This window comes from Streptomyces sp. SPB162 (assembly GCF_029504575.1).
In the GTDB taxonomy this organism is placed as follows: Bacteria; Actinomycetota; Actinomycetes; order Streptomycetales; family Streptomycetaceae; genus Actinacidiphila.
In genome coordinates this window covers 1,772,501-1,788,825 of the sequence record NZ_JAQFII010000001.1, presented here as the reverse complement: position 1 = coordinate 1,788,825, position 16,325 = coordinate 1,772,501, and the positions used below count along the sequence as shown (strand labels likewise).

Below are 16,325 nucleotides of genomic sequence, written 5' to 3'. Positions count from 1 at the left end.
GTGCCTGAACTCGTACTCGAATTGAACGGTCAAACCTGGACGCTCGATCCATCCAGGTCGTACAGCCTCGGGCGGGATCCGCAGGGGGACATGGTGTTCGACGACGCCAGGGTCTCCTGGCGGCACGCCACCATCCGCCGGGGCGAGCGCAGTTGGGTCGTCGAGGATCTCGGCAGCACCAACGGCACCTACGTCCAGGGCCGGCGCATCCAGCAGATGGAGGTCGGGCCGGGCTCCGCCGTCAACCTCGGCAACGCGACCGACGGCCCCCGTCTCAACTTCAGCTCCGGGGTAGAGGTCGGCGCCGACCTCTACAGCGCGGAGACGTCGCTGGCGCAGCCGCACCAGGCGTCCGCGGGCCGCGGGGCCCCGGCCGCGCAGCCGGCCCCGCCGTACCAGCCGCCGCAGCAGCCGGCGGCCCAACAGCCGCCGCAGGGTGGCTGGAACCAGCCGCCGGCGGCGCAGGTCCCGCCGCAGCAGAGCTGGCCGCAGCAGCCGCAGGGCGGTCAACAGCAGCCGCAGGCCGGGCAGCAGCACCGCAGCCCGACCACGATGCACCACTTCTCGATCAACCAGGTCACGAAGATCGGCCGCGCGCTCGAGAACGACCTGGTCGTCTCCGACATCCTGGTCTCCCGGTTCCACGCCGAGTTCAAGGCGCACCCGGACGGCCGCTACGAGATCGTCGACCTGGGCAGCCACAACGGCACCTACGTCAACGGCCAGGCGATCCAGCGCCATCTGCTGGGTCCGAACGACATCGTCGGCGTCGGCCACTCCACCTTCCGGCTGAACGGCAACCGGCTCGAGGAGTTCGTCGACACCGGCGAGGTCTCCTTCTCCGCCCGGCGGCTGACCGTCACGGTCCCGCAGGGCAACACCACCAAGACGATCCTCAAGGACGTCTCGTTCGGTGTCCCGGAGAAGTCGCTGATCGGGGTGATCGGCCCGTCCGGCTCCGGCAAGTCCACGCTGCTGCGTGCGCTGACCGGCTACCGCCCGGCCGACCAGGGCGAGGTGCTGTACGACAACCGGAACCTGTACAAGCAGTTCGCCGAGTTGCGCCAGCGCATCGGGCTGGTCCCGCAGGACGACATCCTGCACAAGGAGCTGACCGTCCGCAAAGCACTGCGGTACGCGGCCAAGCTCCGCTTCCCCGGTGACACCGCGACCGACGAGCGCAACCACCGGATCCAGGAGGTGCTGCAGGAGCTCAAGCTCGACATCCACGCGGACAAGCGCATCACCTCCCTGTCGGGTGGTCAGCGCAAGCGTGTCTCCGTCGCGCTCGAGCTGCTCACCAAGCCGTCGCTGATCTTCCTGGACGAGCCGACCTCCGGCCTCGACCCGGGCATGGACCGCGACGTCATGAAGCTGCTGCGCGGTCTCGCCGACGACGGCCGCACGGTCCTGGTGGTCACCCACTCGGTGGCCGAGCTGGCGCTGTGCGACAAGCTGCTGGTGATGGCGCCGGGCGGTTCCGTCGCCTACTTCGGCCCGCCGGAGGAAGCGCTCAACTTCTTCGGCTACGAGACCTGGGCGGACGTCTTCTCGGCGTTCGAGAACTACCGCGACTACGACTGGTCGGGCCGCTGGCAGGGCTCCCAGCACTACCAGATGTACGCGGCCGACCTGGATGCCGCCCCGCAGGCCGCGGCGGTCGTCCCGCAGCTGGCCACCCGGCCGCCGAAGCCGCAGAGCTGGGGTTCCCAGTTGTGGACGCTGGTGCGCCGCTACCTGTCGGTGATCGCTTCCGACCGCGGCTTCATCGGGCTGATGTTCATCCTGCCCGCGGTCCTGGGTGTGGTCAGCGTCGTCATCCCGGCCGACAGCGGCCTGGGCCCGGGCCCGCTCAAGTCGCACCTGATCAACAAGGACGCGGGCACCATCCTGCTGATCCTGGCGGTCGGCGCCTGCTTCTCGGGCGCCGCCAACTCGGTACGAGAACTGATCAAGGAACGGGTGATCTACGAACGGGAACGGGCCACCGGCCTGTCCCGCTCGGCATACCTGATGTCCAAGGTCATCGTGCTGGGTCTGATCACGGCGCTGCAGGGCGTCATCATCTGCGGCATCGGCTTCGCCCCGCGGGACATGCCCGTCGAAGGCGTGATCTTCAAGGGCTCGCCGGCGATCGAGATGACGCTCGCCGTCATCGCGCTCGGCTTCACCTCGATGATGTTCGGTCTGATCATCTCGGCCCTGGTGAAGACCGCCGAGAAGACCATGCCGCTGCTGGTGATGTTCGCGATCGTCCAGGTCGTCTTCACCGGCGTGCTCTTCCAGCTCTACGACTCGATCGGCGTGGAGCAGTTCGCCTGGCTGATGCCGGCCCGCTGGGCCGTCTCGGCCCTGGGCACCACCGCCCAGCTGAACGTCCTCATGCCGTGGGACGCGGCCAATCCGGACCAGCTCTGGGAGCACACCGCCACCCAGTGGATCGTCGACATGGGCGTGCTGGTCGTGCTCGGCGTCATCTGCGGCATCGTGGTCGCGCGGCTGCTGCGCCGCCACGAGCCGGAGGTCATGCGCAAGTAGCGCGCGGGACCGCAGAACGCCGAAGGGCGGCCGCACCCCCGTGGGTGCGGCCGCCCTTCGGCGTTGGTACCGGTGCTCAGTAGGCCGAGTCGACGTTGTCGATGGAGCCGTAGTTCGCGGCCGCGTAGTTGCACGCGGCGGTGATGTTGGCGACCGGGTCGTAGATGTCCATCGAGGTGCCCTCGACGTGGTACTCCGCGAACGTCGGGTCGATGACCTGCAGCAGCCCCTTGGAGGGTATGCCGGCCATGGCGTTGGAGTCCGTCAGGTTGATGGCCTGCGGGTTGCCCGAGGACTCGCGGATGATGTTGCGGTAGATGCCGTCGTAGCTGCCCGGGATGTTGTGGGCGGCCATGACCGACAGCGACTCCTTGATCCAGCCGTCGAGGTCGTTGGAGTACGTGACGGCGGCGGCCGGAGCGGGAGCCGGGGCCTCGGTCGCGGCCTTCTCCTTGGCGGCGGCGAGGGCCTTGCGCTCGTTGGAGCGGTTCGCGGCCTGCTCCTCCTGCTTGCGCTTGGCGGCCTCGTCTGCGGCCTTCTTCTTCGCGGCCGCGTCGGCGGCGGCCTTCTTCTTCGCGGCCGCCGCGGCGTCGGCGGCCTTCTTCTTGGCCGCGGCGTCGGCGGCGGCGTGCTGCGAAGCGGCGCCGGCCTGGTCGGCGATGGTCTGCGGGTCAGCGGTGCTGACCGACGCCAGGCTGGAGGGCTCGTTGGCGGCGAGGGCCGTTCCGTCGGATCCCTGGACACCGGCCGTGATGGCCAGAACCGTCAGGGCGGCGGTTGCGGTGCCTGCTACGGCGAAGGAGTGCACCTTGCTCAGGCGGCCGAGCTTCGGGAGCGTCGGGAACTGCATGCGGAGTTACCTCTTCCATTTGCGGACTCCGGCATTGATAGCTGGCTAAAAACCGCAGGGCAAAGAGGTCTATTACTAACGAATGTCGTAGTTGTGTACTGAACGGGAGTGCGCGTTTACGGGTGTCTTACGCGCCGCAGCCACCCCCTGGGTCAACTAACCGGCTTCGTAAGTGACGTGCGTCCTATCGGGCAGGTCACACGGCGCCACCCCCGCCATCGACGTATCGTCATGGCGGGGGTGCGCACGGTGACGGCTTTTCGGCGGGTCACCGGGACGCGGATCGAAGCGGCCGCGGGGAGCCGGCGAGAGCCCTACGGAAGCAGCAGGTTCACGTCGCCGAACTCGTGCCACAGGTAGCCGCCGCGCACGGCCTCCGCGTAGACCCGCTCCAACAGCGGAGCGCCCGCCACCGCCTCCAGCATCAGCAGGTGGGAGGCCTCCGGCTCGTGCAGCCCGGTCAGCAGCCCGTCCACGGCGTGTACCCCGCGCTCCGGCGTCAACACCAGGTCCGTCCAGCCCCGCGCGGCGCCGACCGTGCCCCGGTCGTCCGCCGCCGACTCCAGCGCCCGCACCGCCGTCGTACCGACCGCGACCACCCGGCCCCCGCCGCCGCGGGCCGCGTTCACCTGCCATGCCGTGCTCGGCGGCACCTCGAACCACTCCGGATACGGCGGCTCGTGCGTCTCGGCCGAGGCGACCCCGGTGTGCAGGACGATCGGCGCGATCTGCACACCCCTGCTGACCAGGGAGGTCACGATCCCGGCCGTGAACGGCCGGCCGGCGCTCGGCATCTCCGCCGAGCCGAGGCCGTCGGGCGACGGAACCGAGAACACCGTCTGGTACGCGGCGAGCGGCTGGTCCCGCTCCGTGTAGGCGTACCGGATCGGCCGGCCGTGCCGGTGCAGATAGGCCGCGGTGTCCGCCATCGACGGCCGCGCCAGCCACATGCGGTCCCCGCGCGGCGACAGCGGCTCCTCCAGCACCAGCCGCTCCCCGCCCGGCAGCCCCACGACCGCGCCGGCCGGCCCGCCGGCCCGCGGCACGGTCGTGCCTCGGTCGTCGGGCGTCCGCACCTCCACGGCCCAGCGCTGGCCCACCGCGTCGGCTTCCGGGTGCCCCGGGTCCTGGCGGGTCGAGAAGTGCACGGTCACCGCCTCCCCGGCGAGCCGGCCGTCGACCGCGGCCGGCAGCGTCCGCGAGGTGTTCACGACCAGGACGTCACCCGCCCGCAGCAACGTGGGCAGCTCCAGGAAGGCGTGGTGCGAGACCTCGCCCGCCGCCGCGCGCCCGACCAGCAGCCGTACGCCGTCCCGCCGCTCGGCGGGCGCCCGCGCCGACAGCTCGGGCGGCACCCGCAACCCCCGCAGCCCCGCCACGACCGTCACCGCGCTTCCAGCAGCGCCGGAGCGGTGTAGCGCCCGCTGGGCGCCTCCTCGTCCAGCAGGCGCAGGAACGCCGGGGCGACGTCCGCCGGCGGCAGCCGGTCCGAGGGGTCGTCGTCGGGGACGGCCGCCGTGTACAGCCCGGTCCGCAGGTCACCCGGGTCCACCCACCACACCCGCAGCCCCGGCTCCTCCACGGCCAGCACCGCGGACAGCTGCTCCAGCGCGGCCTTGCTCGCCCCGTACCCGCCCCAGGTCGCGTAGGCCTCCACCGCCGCGTCGGAGCTGATGTTCAGCACCGCGCCGCCCGCCGCCCGCAGCAGCGGCAGCGCCTCCCGCACGAGCCCCAGCGGCGCCACCACGTTGGTCTCCAGCGCGGCGCGCAACCCGTCCACCGACAGCTCCGCCAACGCCACCAGCGGCTCGGCGCCCAGCGCGCTCGCGTTGTTCACCAGCAGATCGACGCCGCCGAACGCGCGGGCCGCCGCGACCAGCGCGGTGCGGTGGGCGGCGTCGGTGACATCGCCCGGCACGGCCGCCACCCGCCCCGGGCCCTCCCGCTCCAGCTCCGCCGCCGCTGTTTTCAACACCCCCTCGGACCGCCCGTCGAGGACCAGGTCCCATCCGCGCCGGGCGAGCACGCCCGCCACCGCACGACCGAGCCCCCGCGACGCCCCAGTGATGATCGCTACCGTCATCGTCGTCCCACCCTCCGAGCCGCCGCCGGACCCGGTGCCCGGCGGCTGCCTTCACCGTAGGAACACCGCCGCGCCCGGCGCGTCGGCCGTGCGCCGCAGCTCGGGGGGCACTTCGTCCTAGGTCGTCGGCCCGATCCGCGGGCGTCGCGGCGCCGGTAGGTTGGCGACATGGTCAACGGGTCGCCCCGAGGCGGAATCGAAGCGGTCAGCGCCGCGGTCCTGGCGATGAGCCGGCACCTGGAGGTGCGCGAGGTGCTGCAGACCATCGTCGCGTCCGCCCGCGAACTGCTCGGCGCCGAGTACGCCGCGCTGGGTGTGCCGGACGATCACGGCGGGTTCGCCCAGTTCGTCGTCGACGGGGTGAGCGACGAGCAGTGGAAGGCGATCGGCCCGCTGCCCCGACAGCACGGCATCCTCGCCGCGATGCTCCATGAAGCGACCCCGCAGCGGCTCGCGGACGTCACGCGGGCCGACTGCTTCGGGGGCTGGCCGCGAGCCCACCCCGGCATGAGCGACTTCATCGGGATGCCGGTGGTCGACGGCGAGGAGATCCTCGGCGCGATCTTCCTGGCCAACAAGCTGGGCCCGAGGACCGGCCCCGCCACCGACTGCGCCTTCACCGAGGACGACGAGACGTTGCTGCGGACCCTGGCCGCGCACGCCGCCATCGCCCTCACCAACGCCCGCCTCTACGAGCGCGGCCGCGAACTGACGCTGGCGGGGGAGCGGGCGCGCATCGCCCACGAGCTGCACGACGCGGTCTCCCAGAAGCTCTTCTCGCTGCGCCTCACCGCCCAGGCCGCGGCCGCCCTGGTCGACCGCGACCCGGCGCGCGCCAAGGAGGAGCTGAAGCAGGTGGCGGCGCTCGCCGCCGAGGCCGCCGAGGAGCTGCGCGCCGTCGTCGTCGAACTGCGGCCCGCGGGACTGGACGAGGACGGCCTCGTCGCGACGCTGCGCACCCAAGCCGAGGTGCTCGACCGCGCCCACGCGGCCCATGTCACCTTCACGTCCTGCCACGTCAAAGCGCTGCCCGCCGCCCAGGAGGAAGCGCTGCTGCGCGTCGCGCAGGAGGCGCTGCACAACGCGCTGCGCCACGCCGGCGCCGAGAACGTGACCGTCTGCCTCACCGGCCGGGGCAAGGGAGCGGTCCTGCGGGTCCGCGACAACGGCCGCGGCTTCGACCCGAACGCGGTGCGCCGCGCCGGACGCCATCTGGGCCTGGTGTCCATGCGGGACCGGGCGAGCGGTGCGGGCGGGACGCTGACAGTGGAATCGGAGCCCGGCAAGGGCACCGTCATCGAGATGGAGGTGCCCGGTGGCTGAGGCAGAGGGACAGGCCCGCATCCGCGTGTTGCTCGTCGACGACCACCAGGTGGTGCGCCGCGGACTGCGGACCTTCCTGGAGGTGCAGGGCGACATCGATGTCGTCGGGGAGGCCGGGGACGGCGACGAGGGTGTCGCCCGCGCCGAGGAATTGCGTCCCGACGTGATCCTCATGGACATCAAGATGCCCGGCGCCGACGGCATCTCCGCCCTGCGCAAGCTGCGCGAGCTCGGCAACCCCGCCCGGGTGCTCATCGTCACCAGCTTCACGGAGCAGCGCACCATCGTGCCCGCCCTGCGGGCCGGCGCCGCCGGCTACGTCTACAAGGATGTGGACCCCGAGGCGCTGGCCGGCGCGATCCGCTCGGTGCACGCCGGCCATGTGCTGCTGCAGCCGGAGGTCGCCGACGCCCTGCTCTCCCAGGAGTTCCCCACCGCCGGTCAGGGGCGCGGCAACGCCCTCACCGAGCGGGAGCGCGAGGTGCTGACACTGATCGCCGACGGGCGCTCCAACCGCGAGATCGCCCGCGCGCTGGTGCTTTCCGAGAAGACCGTGAAGACCCACGTCTCGAACATCCTGATGAAGCTCGACGTCTCGGACCGCACCCAGGCCGCGCTGTGGGCGGTCAGACACGGCATCGGAGCCCCGCCGGACGCCTGACCACCCCACAGCGGAACCGGCGCCGCTCAGGCCCGCCGCCCCGACTCCTCCACGTACGCGTTGTACGCCGCCACCTGAGCGCGCCGGGCGGTGCGCTCCACCGGGCGCAGCAATTCCGCCCGCGCGGCGATCTGCGACGCGCTCACCGCGCCCCCGTGCCCGTCGGACGCGATGGCGACCAGGGCACCGACCCGCTGGGCCAGCGCCAGCACCCGCACCGCCCGGGGCGGATAGCCGGGCGCCAGCAGCTCCCGGCCGCGCTCCGCGCGGGCCCGGTACGCCTCCAGGGCGGCCTGGGCGACCGGCCCCGCCCCGGCCACGTCCAGCCGGGTCAGCGCCTCGGTGGTGTCCCGCAGCGCCTCGGCCAGCTCCCGCTCGGCCTCGCTCAGCGAGGGCACGTCGGCCGGCGGGCCCTTCCGCACGTCCAGGCACCGCCACTCCACCTCCACGTGGACGTCGCCGCGCGGCCCGGCCTCCGTCACGTCGGGTACGAGGCCGAGCGCCGGGCCGCCGACGGCGATCACGGCCTCGCCCGCGGCCAGCGCCCGCGCGTTGAACTCCGCCGGGCCGCTGAGGCCCAGCGGGTGTCCCGGCGCGGGCAGGGCGATCCGCAGCCCGGTCGTACCGAGCGCGCGCAGCCGGCCGAGGCCGAGGGTCAGCCCGACCGGGCCGTTCTCGCCCGGCAGTCCGGTCATCCGGTGGATCGCGTCCTCGCCCAGGATCTCCTGGGCGACATCATCCGGTGCGGCAAGTCCGGCAAGCAGGGCATTTCCCCACGCCGCCAGCCGTCCTGATCGAGGTTCGTCAAGCATCCCCCCAGCCTAAGGAGTGGACGGCCCGACGCGTGGCGTAGGTTTTCCCTCGGGGCCCTGCCCGTGACAACGAAACTGCAATGGGAGACAACGCGCTCATGAGCGATGTGCTGGAGCTGGTGGACGTATCGGTGGTCCGCGACGGACGGGCTCTGGTGGACCAGGTCTCGTGGTCGGTCAGTGAGGGCGAACGCTGGGTGATCCTCGGGCCGAACGGCGCGGGGAAGACCACCCTGCTCAACGTCGCCTCCAGCTACCTCTTCCCGACCACCGGCACCGTCCAGGTGCTCGGCGAGAAGCTCGGCGGCGTCGACGTCTTCGAACTGCGCCCCCGCATCGGCATGGCCGGCGCGGCCATGGCGGACAAGATGCCGCGCGGCCAGACCGTCCTGCAGACCGTGCTCACCGCCGCGTACGGCATGACCGCGCACTGGCGGGAGAGCTACGAGCAGGTCGACGAGGACCGCGCCCGCGCCTTCCTCGACCGGCTGGGCATGTCGGACTACCTGGACCGCAAGTTCGGCACCCTGTCCGAGGGCGAGCGCAAGCGCACCCTGATCGCCCGCGCCATGATGACCGACCCGGAACTGCTGCTGCTCGACGAGCCGGCCGCGGGCCTGGACCTCGGCGGCCGCGAGGATCTGGTCCGGCGCCTCGGCCGGCTCGCCCGCGACCCGATCGCCCCCTCCATGATCATGGTCACCCACCATGTCGAGGAGATCGCCCCCGGTTTCACCCACGTCCTCATGATCCGTCAGGGCAAGGTCGTCGCCGCCGGACCGATCGAACTGGAACTCACCTCGCGCAACCTCTCCCACTGCTTCGGACTCCCGCTGATCGTCGAGCGCAGGGGCGACCGCTGGGCCGCCACGGGACTGCCCCTCTCCTAGGCCGTGTCTGACAGATCCCGCCTGGCCCGGGACGTCTGGCACGCGCGCTCTCCCCCAGCTACCGCTGGGAGGGGCCCCCAGTTGTCGGGCCCGCCCCGGTACGTCCAGTACAGGGGCGACCCTCCGCCGTGCGATCGCACCCACCAGACGCCCCGGGCCCCGTCCTCCGGGCGGACGCCGGTATGTGTCAGACACGGCCTAGCGATCAGACGGGTCCGGCCGGGGGACGGACCCCTAACACCCCCCGGCGGCGCCCCCGTTCGTGCTTCTCCGCGCCGGTCCCGCGCCCGTCCCCGCACCCGGAAGGCCTGTCACAGATCACCCCCGCCCCCCTACGATGGGGAGGTGGACCCATGGGTGTGGTGGCTGATAGCCGCCGTAGGACTCGGTATACCGCTCGTGATCACGACCATGCCCGAATTCGGGATGTTCGCGGTCGGCGCCGTCGCGGGGGCGATCACCGCCGCGCTCGGCGGCGGCATCGTCATCCAGGTCATCGTCTTCGTGGTCGTCTCGGTCGCGCTCCTCGCCGTCGTCCGCCCGATCGCCTACCGGCACCGCACTCAGCGGCCCGAACAGCGAACCGGCATCGACGCGCTGAGGGGGCGACAGGCCGTCGTGCTCGAACGGGTCCACGGCGGCGGGGGACGGATCAAGCTCGCCGGCGAGGTCTGGTCGGCGCGCGCCCTGGACGAGGAACGGAGCTTCGACCCGGGCGAGAAGGTGGACGTCGTGGAGATCGACGGGGCGACCGCGGTCGTCATGTGACCCGAAATCATCCGATACGGCCGCCGCGGCCGTGCTCCGGGAATTCGCCGAACCCGAGCGCACCGCCGTAGTGGTCTGCCAGAATTGATCATGTCGTAGTACGTCCGCAAACGGCGCGGGAGTGGACATGCAGCCGATCATCATCGTCCTGATCATCCTGGTGGTGCTCGTCTTCGTCGCGCTCATCAAGACGGTCCAGGTCATCCCCCAGGCGAGTGCCGCCATCGTCGAACGGTTCGGCCGCTACACGCGGACCCTGAGCGCGGGCCTGAACATCGTCGTCCCGTTCATCGACACCATCCGGAACCGCATCGACCTCCGCGAGCAGGTCGTGCCGTTCCCGCCGCAACCGGTGATCACCCAGGACAACCTGGTCGTCAACATCGACACCGTCATCTACTACCAGGTCACCGACGCCCGCGCGGCGACGTACGAGGTCGCCAGTTACATCCAGGCGATCGAGCAGCTCACCGTCACCACGCTCCGCAACATCATCGGCGGCATGGACCTGGAACGGACGCTGACCTCCCGCGAGGAGATCAACGCGGCGCTGCGCGGTGTGCTCGACGAGGCCACCGGCAAGTGGGGCATCCGCGTCAACCGCGTCGAGCTCAAGGCGATCGAGCCGCCCACCTCCATCCAGGACTCGATGGAGAAGCAGATGCGCGCGGACCGCGACAAGCGTGCCGCGATCCTCACCGCCGAGGGCATCAGGCAGTCCCAGATCCTCACCGCCGAAGGTGAGAAGCAGTCCTCCATCCTGCGCGCCGAAGGTGACGCCAAGGCCGCCGCGCTCCGCGCCGAAGGCGAGGCCCAGGCCATCCGTACGGTCTTCGAGTCCATCCACGCGGGCGATCCGGACCAGAAGCTGCTGGCCTACCAGTACCTCCAGATGCTCCCGAAGATCGCGCAGGGAGACGCCAACAAGCTCTGGATCATCCCCAGTGAGCTCAACGACGCGCTCAAGGGCCTCGGCGGCATCGTCAACCTGCCCGGTGCTCCGACCAACGGCGCCGGCGGGGACAGCGGCGAGTTCCCCGCCCCGCGCCGCGAGACCCCACGCTTCGACAAGGACTGACCCTCGGGCATGATCGGTGTATTCGACACCGGTCATCGAGGGGTACAGCGTGACGTTCTGGGAGGCACTCGCCGTCTTCGCGGCGGGCATCGGCGCCGGCACCATCAACACCATCGTCGGATCCGGAACCCTCATCACCTTCCCGGTGCTGCTCGCCGTCGGCCTCCCGCCGATCACCGCGAACGTCTCCAACACCCTCGGCCTGGTACCCGGTTCGCTCAGCGGCGCCGTCGGCTACCGCCGCGAACTGCGCGGCCAGCGCCACCGCGTCATGCGGCTCGGCGGCACCGTCCTCGCCGGGGGCCTCGCCGGCGCGGTCCTGCTGCTCACCCTGCCGTCCGACGCGTTCGACGCGATCGTCCCGGTACTCATCGGACTGGCCCTGGTCCTGGTCGTGCTGCAGCCCCGGCTCGCCCGCGCGCTGAAGGCCCGCAGGGAACGCGAGGGCACCGCGGTCCCTACCGACGGCGGCCCCCTGTTGCTCGCCGGACTGTTCCTCGCCAGCATGTACGGCGGCTACTTCGGCGCCGCCCAGGGCGTCCTCTACCTGTCGCTGATGGGCCTGCTGCTCCATGACGACCTGCAGCGGATCAACGGCGTCAAGAACGTCCTGGGCATGCTCGTCAACGGCATCGCCGCCGTCTTCTTCCTCTTCGTCGCCGACTTCAACTGGGCCGCCGTCGGCCTCATCGCCGCCGGGGCCACCCTCGGCGGCGTCTTCGGCGCCCGCGTCGGCCGCAAGCTGCCGCCGACGGCGCTGCGCGGGGTCATCGTCGCCGTCGGCATCGTGGCGATCGTCCAACTCGTCCTCAGATGACCGGCCGCGCGCGGACCGGGACGGCGATCACACCGCGGCGGTTACACCGCGGCGATCAGCCCGCGGCGATCACACCGCCCCGGGGCCGCCGCCGTCCGCGCCCCACCGGGATCAGGCCGGCAGCGCCAGCCACCCCGGCAGCGCGCCGCTGTCCCTCATCCCGATCGCCAGCAGCAGCGTGTCCGCCGGCGTCGGCTCGAACGGCTGGACCAGCAGCCGCATCCCCGCCTGCTCGGGAGTCCGGTCCGCCTTGCGGCCGTTGTCCTGCGAACAGGCCGCGACCGTGTTCAGCCAGGTGTCCCCGCCACCGCGCGAGCGCGGGACGATGTGGTCCACCGTGCTCGCCCGTCGACCGCAGTAGGCGCACCGGTGCCGGTCACGCACCAGGACTCCCCGCCGCGACCACGAAGCCCGTTGTCGGAAGGGCACCCGAACGTATCTGCGCAGCCTGATCACCAGCGGAACCGGAACCTCGACGGCCGCGGCCCGGATGCGCAGCCCGGGATGAGCCTGCTCGACGACGGCCTTCTCCTGCATCACCAGCACCACGGCACGTCGCAGCGACACCGTCGACAGCGGCTCGAAACTCGCGTTCAGCACCAGAGTCTCACGCATTGCGCCCACCCCAAGGATCCGTCTCCGCCCCATGGCGAAGTGGATCCACTGTGCCTGCCGGGACCCCCGCGGACAACGCAATTTCCGTGGGGGAAAAGGGGGGTGAAGAGGCGCGCGCACGCAGGCGCGGCGGGCGGTCAGCCGAAAATGCCGAACGCCCCGGACGCTTCCCCCCGTGCGTAACGGAAGCGTCCGGAGCGTGCGGCAGCCGGCGCGGGCACCGGGCGGGAAACACCCGGCTCCGACGGACGTCCGGCGTCGCACGGGCGAGAACCACCACGACACGACGCACCACCGCCCCCGCTGACGCGGTACCGACTGCCCGGTGATGGTGGGCCACCACCAGACACGTACCACTGTGCGATCCGAGACGCCCGGGCGCAACGCAATTACCGCGCCCGGACGACCCGGCGGCTCCGCGGGCCGCGGCGGACACGAACCGTCAGCTCCCGGCCGGTACCTCGTACTCGCCGATCAGCTGGGCGCGGCCCAGCGTGTGGAAGCGCAGGTTGAAACCGATCGCGGCCGGCGACGCGTCCGCGTCCGGGCCGAGCTTCTCGGTGTCCACCGCGTACACGGTGAAGACGTAGCGGTGCGGGCCGTCCCCGGGCGGCGGCGCGGCGCCACCGAAGTCCCGCGTCCCGTAGTCGTTCCGCACGTGCAGCGCGCCCTCGGGCAGCCCCTTGAAATCCCCGCCGCCCGCGCCCGCGGGCAGTTCGGTGACGGACGCGGGGATGTCGATGAGCGACCAGTGCCAGAAACCGCTGCCGGTCGGCGCGTCCGGGTCGAAGCACGTCACGGCGAAGCTCTTCGTCCCGGCGGGGAAGCCCTCCCACCGCAGGTGCGGCGAGGTGTTCCCGGCCGCGTGGACCTGCTCGTCCTGCAACACCCCGCCCGGCGCCACGTCGTCGCTCACCACCGTGAACGACGGCACCGGCGGATGGAACTCGTGGGGGAGCGGCCGCCGCTTCTGCTCGGTCACCTCGACACCTCCTGATCGCGGGAACTGTGTACCGCCGCCCGGCCGGAGCCGGCGGCAGCCTCTGCGGACCGAGCCTAGATCGTCAGAACCAGTTGCGCTTGCCGCCGACCTCCGCCAGCCACTGGTTGAGGTAGGCCGCCCAGTCGGTGCCCTGGAAGGACTGCAGGTTGACCGTGAACGACCGGTACGAGTCGCTGCCCTCGCCGAACAGACCCGGCTTCTTGTCCATCTCCAGGATGACGTCCATCTCGTTGCCGTCCGCGATGAAGGTCAGCTCCACCTGGTTCAGCCCCCGGTACTGGTGCGGGGCCCGGAACTCGATCTCCTGGTAGAACGGCAGCCGCTGCCGGGTCCCCCGGATGTGCCCCTTCTCCAGGTCCGCCGCCTTGAACGCGAAGCCCAACTGCCCGAACGCGTCCAGCAGCGCCTGCTGCGCCGGCAGCGGGTGCACGCTGACCGGGTCGAGGTCACCGGAGTCCACCGCGCGGGCGATCGCCAGCTCGGTCGTCACCCCGATGTTCATCCCCGAGAGGTGCCGGCCGAGGAACGTCGTGACCGGCGTCTCCCACGGGATCTCCAGCGCGAAGGGCACGGTGTGCACGGCACCCGGCGCGACCTCGAATGCCCCACCGAGCTGCTGCCGGTGGAACTCGATGTCCTGCTTGTACTCGTTGTCACCGCTCTCGACCTCGACGCGGGCCTGCAGCCCGACGGAGAGCCCCTCGATCTGCTGCGCCACCGAACCGCCCTGGATGCGCACCTCGCCCCGGACGACACCACCCGGCACCACGTTGGGATCGGTCAGCACCGTCTCGACGGACGCGCCACCGGCACCCATGCTGGCGAGCAGCTTCTTGAAGCCCATGTTGGTTCTCTCCTCATATCGGCGGTTGACTGTTTCTTTACGTTGCTACGCACACTACGAACACAGAACCGGCGTGAACGGTTCCAGTACCCTCGTACCGCATGATCACCGACCCCGAAAGGACCCCGCTCACCCGGTCCTTCTTCGACCGCCCGGTCCTCGAGGTCGCACCGGACCTCCTCGGCCGCATCCTCGTCCGCGCCACTCCCGACGGCCCGATCGAGCTGCGCCTCACCGAGGTGGAAGCGTACGCAGGGCCCGTCGACCCGGGATCACACGCCTACCGCGGGCGTACCGCACGCAACGCGGTGATGTTCGGCCCGCCCGGCCACAGCTACGTGTACTTCACGTACGGCATGTGGCACTGCCTCAACCTGGTCTGCGGCCCCGAGGGCACGCCCAGCGGGATCCTGCTGCGTGGCGGCGAGGTCATCCGGGGCGCGGACCTCGCCCGGGCGAACCGCCCCACGTCCCGCAAGGACGCCGACCTCGCCCAGGGGCCGGCCCGGCTCGGCACCGCGCTCGCCGTGGACCGGTCGCTCAACGGTTCCGATGTGTGCGAGCCCTATACGAGCGTGGCGGGCGAACCCGGCGACAGCCCGTTCCGGGTCCTCACCGGCACGCCGGCCGCCGCCGGCCTGGTGCGCAGCGGCCCCCGCACCGGTGTCGGCGGCGAGGGCGCCGTCCACCCCTGGCGCTTCTGGATCGACGGCGACCCCACCGTCAGTCCCTACCGCGCGCACGCCCCGAGACGCCGTCGATAACGACTCGCCGCGAACGCGTACTCTCGGACACGCTGCACAGACGCTCTGCGACCGCCCCCGGGCGGGAAGCGGAGCCGGACCCATCGCACTGACCCAAGGAGACAAGAGACCCGTGACGGACATCGTCGACGAGCTGCAGTGGCGCGGGCTGATCGCCGTATCCACTGACGAGGACGCACTGCGCAAGGCGTTCGCGGACGGCCCGGTCACGGTCTATTGCGGCTTCGATCCCACGGCGCCCAGCCTGCACCTCGGCAACCTGGTGCAGATCCTCACCATCCGGCGGCTGCAGCAGGCGGGCAACCGCCCGCTGGGCCTGGTCGGCGGGGCCACCGGCCTGATCGGCGACCCCAAGCCCTCGGCGGAGCGGACACTCAACGCCCCCGATGTCGTCGCCGACTGGGTCGAGCGCGTCCGGCGGCAGATCGAACCCTTCCTCTCCTTCGAGGGCCCGAACGCCGCGCTGATGGTGAACAACCTGGACTGGACGTCCGGGATGTCGGCGATCGAGTTCCTGCGCGACGTGGGCAAGTACTTCCGCGTCAACAAGATGATCGCCAAGGAGGCCGTCGCCCGGCGGCTCAACTCCGACCAGGGCATCAGCTACACCGAGTTCAGCTACCAGATCCTCCAAGGGATGGACTTCCTGGAGCTCTACCGGCGGCACGGCTGCACCATGCAGACCGGTGGCAGCGACCAGTGGGGCAACCTGACGGCCGGCATCGACCTGATCCACCGCGTTGAAGGGGCGTCCGTCCACGCCCTGGCCACGCCGCTCATCACCAAGGCGGACGGCACCAAGTTCGGCAAGACCGAGGGCGGCGCGATCTGGCTCGACCCCGAGATGACCACGCCGTACGCGTTCTTCCAGTTCTGGCTGAACGCCGACGACCGTGACATCTCCAAGTTCCTGCGGATCTTCAGCTTCAAGTCCCGCGAGGAGATCGAGGAGCTGGAGCGCCTCACCGAGGAGCGCCCCCAGGCCCGCGCCGCCCAGCGCGCCCTGGCCGAGGAACTCACGACGCTCGTGCACGGAGAGGCCCAGTGCGCCGCGGTCACGGACGCCTCCAAGGCGCTTTTCGGCCAGGGGGAACTGGCGGACCTGGACGAGGCGACGCTCACGGCCGCTCTCTCCGAACTGCCGTACGCCAAGGTCACGGCGTTGGAGCCGATCGTCGACCTGCTGACCGCGGTGGAGTTGGTGGCGAGCAAGTCCGCCGCCCGCCGCGCCATCAAGGAGGGTGGCGCCTACCTGAACAACGCCAAGGTGACCAGTGAG

At 71.3% G+C, this 16,325-nt stretch carries 16 protein-coding genes (1 of these 16 cut by a window edge); 9 read left to right on the top strand and 7 right to left on the bottom strand.

Going from position 1 to position 16,325, the window contains the following annotated elements:
- Entirely contained in the window at window positions 1-2,538 is a 2,538-nt protein-coding gene (locus tag M2266_RS08295; protein WP_277437580.1) for an FHA domain-containing protein, read from the top strand.
- A gap of 76 nt (window positions 2,539-2,614) precedes the next feature.
- Here the strand turns inward: M2266_RS08295 and M2266_RS08290 are convergent, their stop codons facing one another.
- The 3 genes from M2266_RS08290 to M2266_RS08280 form a co-directional block, all read right to left on the bottom strand.
- Entirely contained in the window at window positions 2,615-3,388 is a 774-nt protein-coding gene (locus M2266_RS08290) for a transglycosylase SLT domain-containing protein (protein WP_277437579.1), read from the bottom strand.
- Between the two features lie 314 nt (window positions 3,389-3,702).
- On the bottom strand, window positions 3,703-4,776 hold the full coding sequence (locus M2266_RS08285) for an S-adenosylmethionine:tRNA ribosyltransferase-isomerase (protein WP_277437578.1): 1,074 nt from the start codon (window positions 4,774-4,776) through the stop codon (window positions 3,703-3,705).
- Window positions 4,773-5,471, bottom strand: a complete 699-nt coding sequence (locus M2266_RS08280) for an SDR family oxidoreductase (RefSeq protein ID WP_277437577.1) — start codon at window positions 5,469-5,471, stop codon at window positions 4,773-4,775. Before M2266_RS08280 ends, M2266_RS08285 begins: the two co-directional genes overlap by 4 nt.
- A 168-nt stretch (window positions 5,472-5,639) precedes the next feature.
- Between M2266_RS08280 and M2266_RS08275 the strand changes: the two genes are divergently transcribed.
- Window positions 5,640-6,794 carry a GAF domain-containing sensor histidine kinase gene (locus M2266_RS08275; RefSeq protein ID WP_277437576.1) on the top strand — a complete coding sequence of 385 codons (1,155 nt, stop codon included), beginning with the start codon at window positions 5,640-5,642 and terminating at the stop codon, window positions 6,792-6,794.
- Entirely contained in the window at window positions 6,787-7,455 is a 669-nt protein-coding gene (locus M2266_RS08270; protein ID WP_277437575.1) for a response regulator transcription factor, read from the top strand. The genes M2266_RS08275 and M2266_RS08270 overlap by 8 nt, the downstream gene beginning before the upstream one ends.
- A gap of 26 nt (window positions 7,456-7,481) precedes the next feature.
- Here M2266_RS08270 and M2266_RS08265 read toward each other — a convergent pair whose 3' ends face one another.
- Complete coding sequence (locus tag M2266_RS08265; RefSeq protein ID WP_277437574.1) at window positions 7,482-8,267, bottom strand: hypothetical protein; 786 nt, start codon at window positions 8,265-8,267, stop codon at window positions 7,482-7,484.
- 98 nt (window positions 8,268-8,365) lie between these two features.
- Between M2266_RS08265 and M2266_RS08260 the strand changes: the two genes are divergently transcribed.
- From M2266_RS08260 to M2266_RS08245, 4 genes are all read left to right on the top strand, one after another.
- Window positions 8,366-9,157 (top strand): ABC transporter ATP-binding protein, encoded by a 792-nt coding sequence (locus M2266_RS08260; protein ID WP_277441107.1) that lies wholly within the window; start codon window positions 8,366-8,368, stop codon window positions 9,155-9,157.
- A 345-nt stretch (window positions 9,158-9,502) separates the two neighbouring features.
- The gene (locus tag M2266_RS08255) at window positions 9,503-9,925 is read left to right on the top strand and encodes an NfeD family protein (RefSeq protein WP_277437573.1); all 423 of its coding nucleotides are present in this window, start codon (window positions 9,503-9,505) and stop codon (window positions 9,923-9,925) included.
- 127 nt (window positions 9,926-10,052) lie between these two features.
- Window positions 10,053-11,003: an SPFH domain-containing protein gene (locus M2266_RS08250; protein ID WP_277437572.1), complete on the top strand. Its 951-nt coding sequence runs from the start codon at window positions 10,053-10,055 to the stop codon at window positions 11,001-11,003.
- 49 nt (window positions 11,004-11,052) lie between these two features.
- A complete protein-coding gene (locus M2266_RS08245) occupies window positions 11,053-11,820 on the top strand; it encodes a sulfite exporter TauE/SafE family protein (RefSeq protein ID WP_277437571.1) in 768 nt (255 codons plus the stop codon).
- A gap of 111 nt (window positions 11,821-11,931) precedes the next feature.
- Here the strand turns inward: M2266_RS08245 and M2266_RS08240 are convergent, their stop codons facing one another.
- From M2266_RS08240 to M2266_RS08230, 3 genes are all read right to left on the bottom strand, one after another.
- Window positions 11,932-12,435: an HNH endonuclease gene (locus M2266_RS08240; protein WP_277437570.1), complete on the bottom strand. Its 504-nt coding sequence runs from the start codon at window positions 12,433-12,435 to the stop codon at window positions 11,932-11,934.
- Window positions 12,436-12,877: 442 nt separating this feature from the next.
- Window positions 12,878-13,417, bottom strand: a complete 540-nt coding sequence (locus M2266_RS08235) for a YbhB/YbcL family Raf kinase inhibitor-like protein (protein ID WP_277437569.1) — start codon at window positions 13,415-13,417, stop codon at window positions 12,878-12,880.
- Between the two features lie 82 nt (window positions 13,418-13,499).
- Complete coding sequence (locus tag M2266_RS08230) at window positions 13,500-14,282, bottom strand: sporulation protein (RefSeq protein WP_277437568.1); 783 nt, start codon at window positions 14,280-14,282, stop codon at window positions 13,500-13,502.
- A 101-nt stretch (window positions 14,283-14,383) separates the two neighbouring features.
- Between M2266_RS08230 and M2266_RS08225 the strand changes: the two genes are divergently transcribed.
- Both M2266_RS08225 and tyrS read left to right on the top strand, forming a co-directional pair.
- Window positions 14,384-15,046, top strand: a complete 663-nt coding sequence (locus tag M2266_RS08225; protein ID WP_277437567.1) for a DNA-3-methyladenine glycosylase — start codon at window positions 14,384-14,386, stop codon at window positions 15,044-15,046.
- A 112-nt stretch (window positions 15,047-15,158) separates the two neighbouring features.
- Window positions 15,159-16,325 carry the 5' portion of a tyrosine--tRNA ligase gene (gene tyrS / locus M2266_RS08220; RefSeq protein WP_277437566.1) on the top strand. 93 nt of this gene lie beyond the right edge of the window, so the window shows 1,167 of its 1,260 coding nt (coding positions 1-1,167); the start codon lies at window positions 15,159-15,161; its stop codon lies beyond the right edge, outside the window.

Bases quoted from the DNA above. Each gene is read 5' to 3' on its own strand.
- M2266_RS08290 (WP_277437579.1), bottom strand. From the start codon at position 3,388: ATGCAGTTCCCGACGCTCCCGAAGCTCGGCCGCCTGAGCAAGGTGCAC.
- M2266_RS08230 (WP_277437568.1), bottom strand. From the start codon at position 14,282: ATGGGCTTCAAGAAGCTGCTCGCCAGCATGGGTGCCGGTGGCGCGTCC.
- M2266_RS08280 (WP_277437577.1), bottom strand. From the start codon at position 5,471: ATGACGGTAGCGATCATCACTGGGGCGTCGCGGGGGCTCGGTCGTGCG.
- M2266_RS08225 (WP_277437567.1), top strand. From the start codon at position 14,384: ATGATCACCGACCCCGAAAGGACCCCGCTCACCCGGTCCTTCTTCGAC.
- M2266_RS08275 (WP_277437576.1), top strand. From the start codon at position 5,640: ATGGTCAACGGGTCGCCCCGAGGCGGAATCGAAGCGGTCAGCGCCGCG.
- M2266_RS08265 (WP_277437574.1), bottom strand. From the start codon at position 8,267: ATGCTTGACGAACCTCGATCAGGACGGCTGGCGGCGTGGGGAAATGCC.
- M2266_RS08260 (WP_277441107.1), top strand. From the start codon at position 8,366: ATGAGCGATGTGCTGGAGCTGGTGGACGTATCGGTGGTCCGCGACGGA.
- M2266_RS08240 (WP_277437570.1), bottom strand. From the start codon at position 12,435: ATGCGTGAGACTCTGGTGCTGAACGCGAGTTTCGAGCCGCTGTCGACG.
- M2266_RS08250 (WP_277437572.1), top strand. From the start codon at position 10,053: ATGCAGCCGATCATCATCGTCCTGATCATCCTGGTGGTGCTCGTCTTC.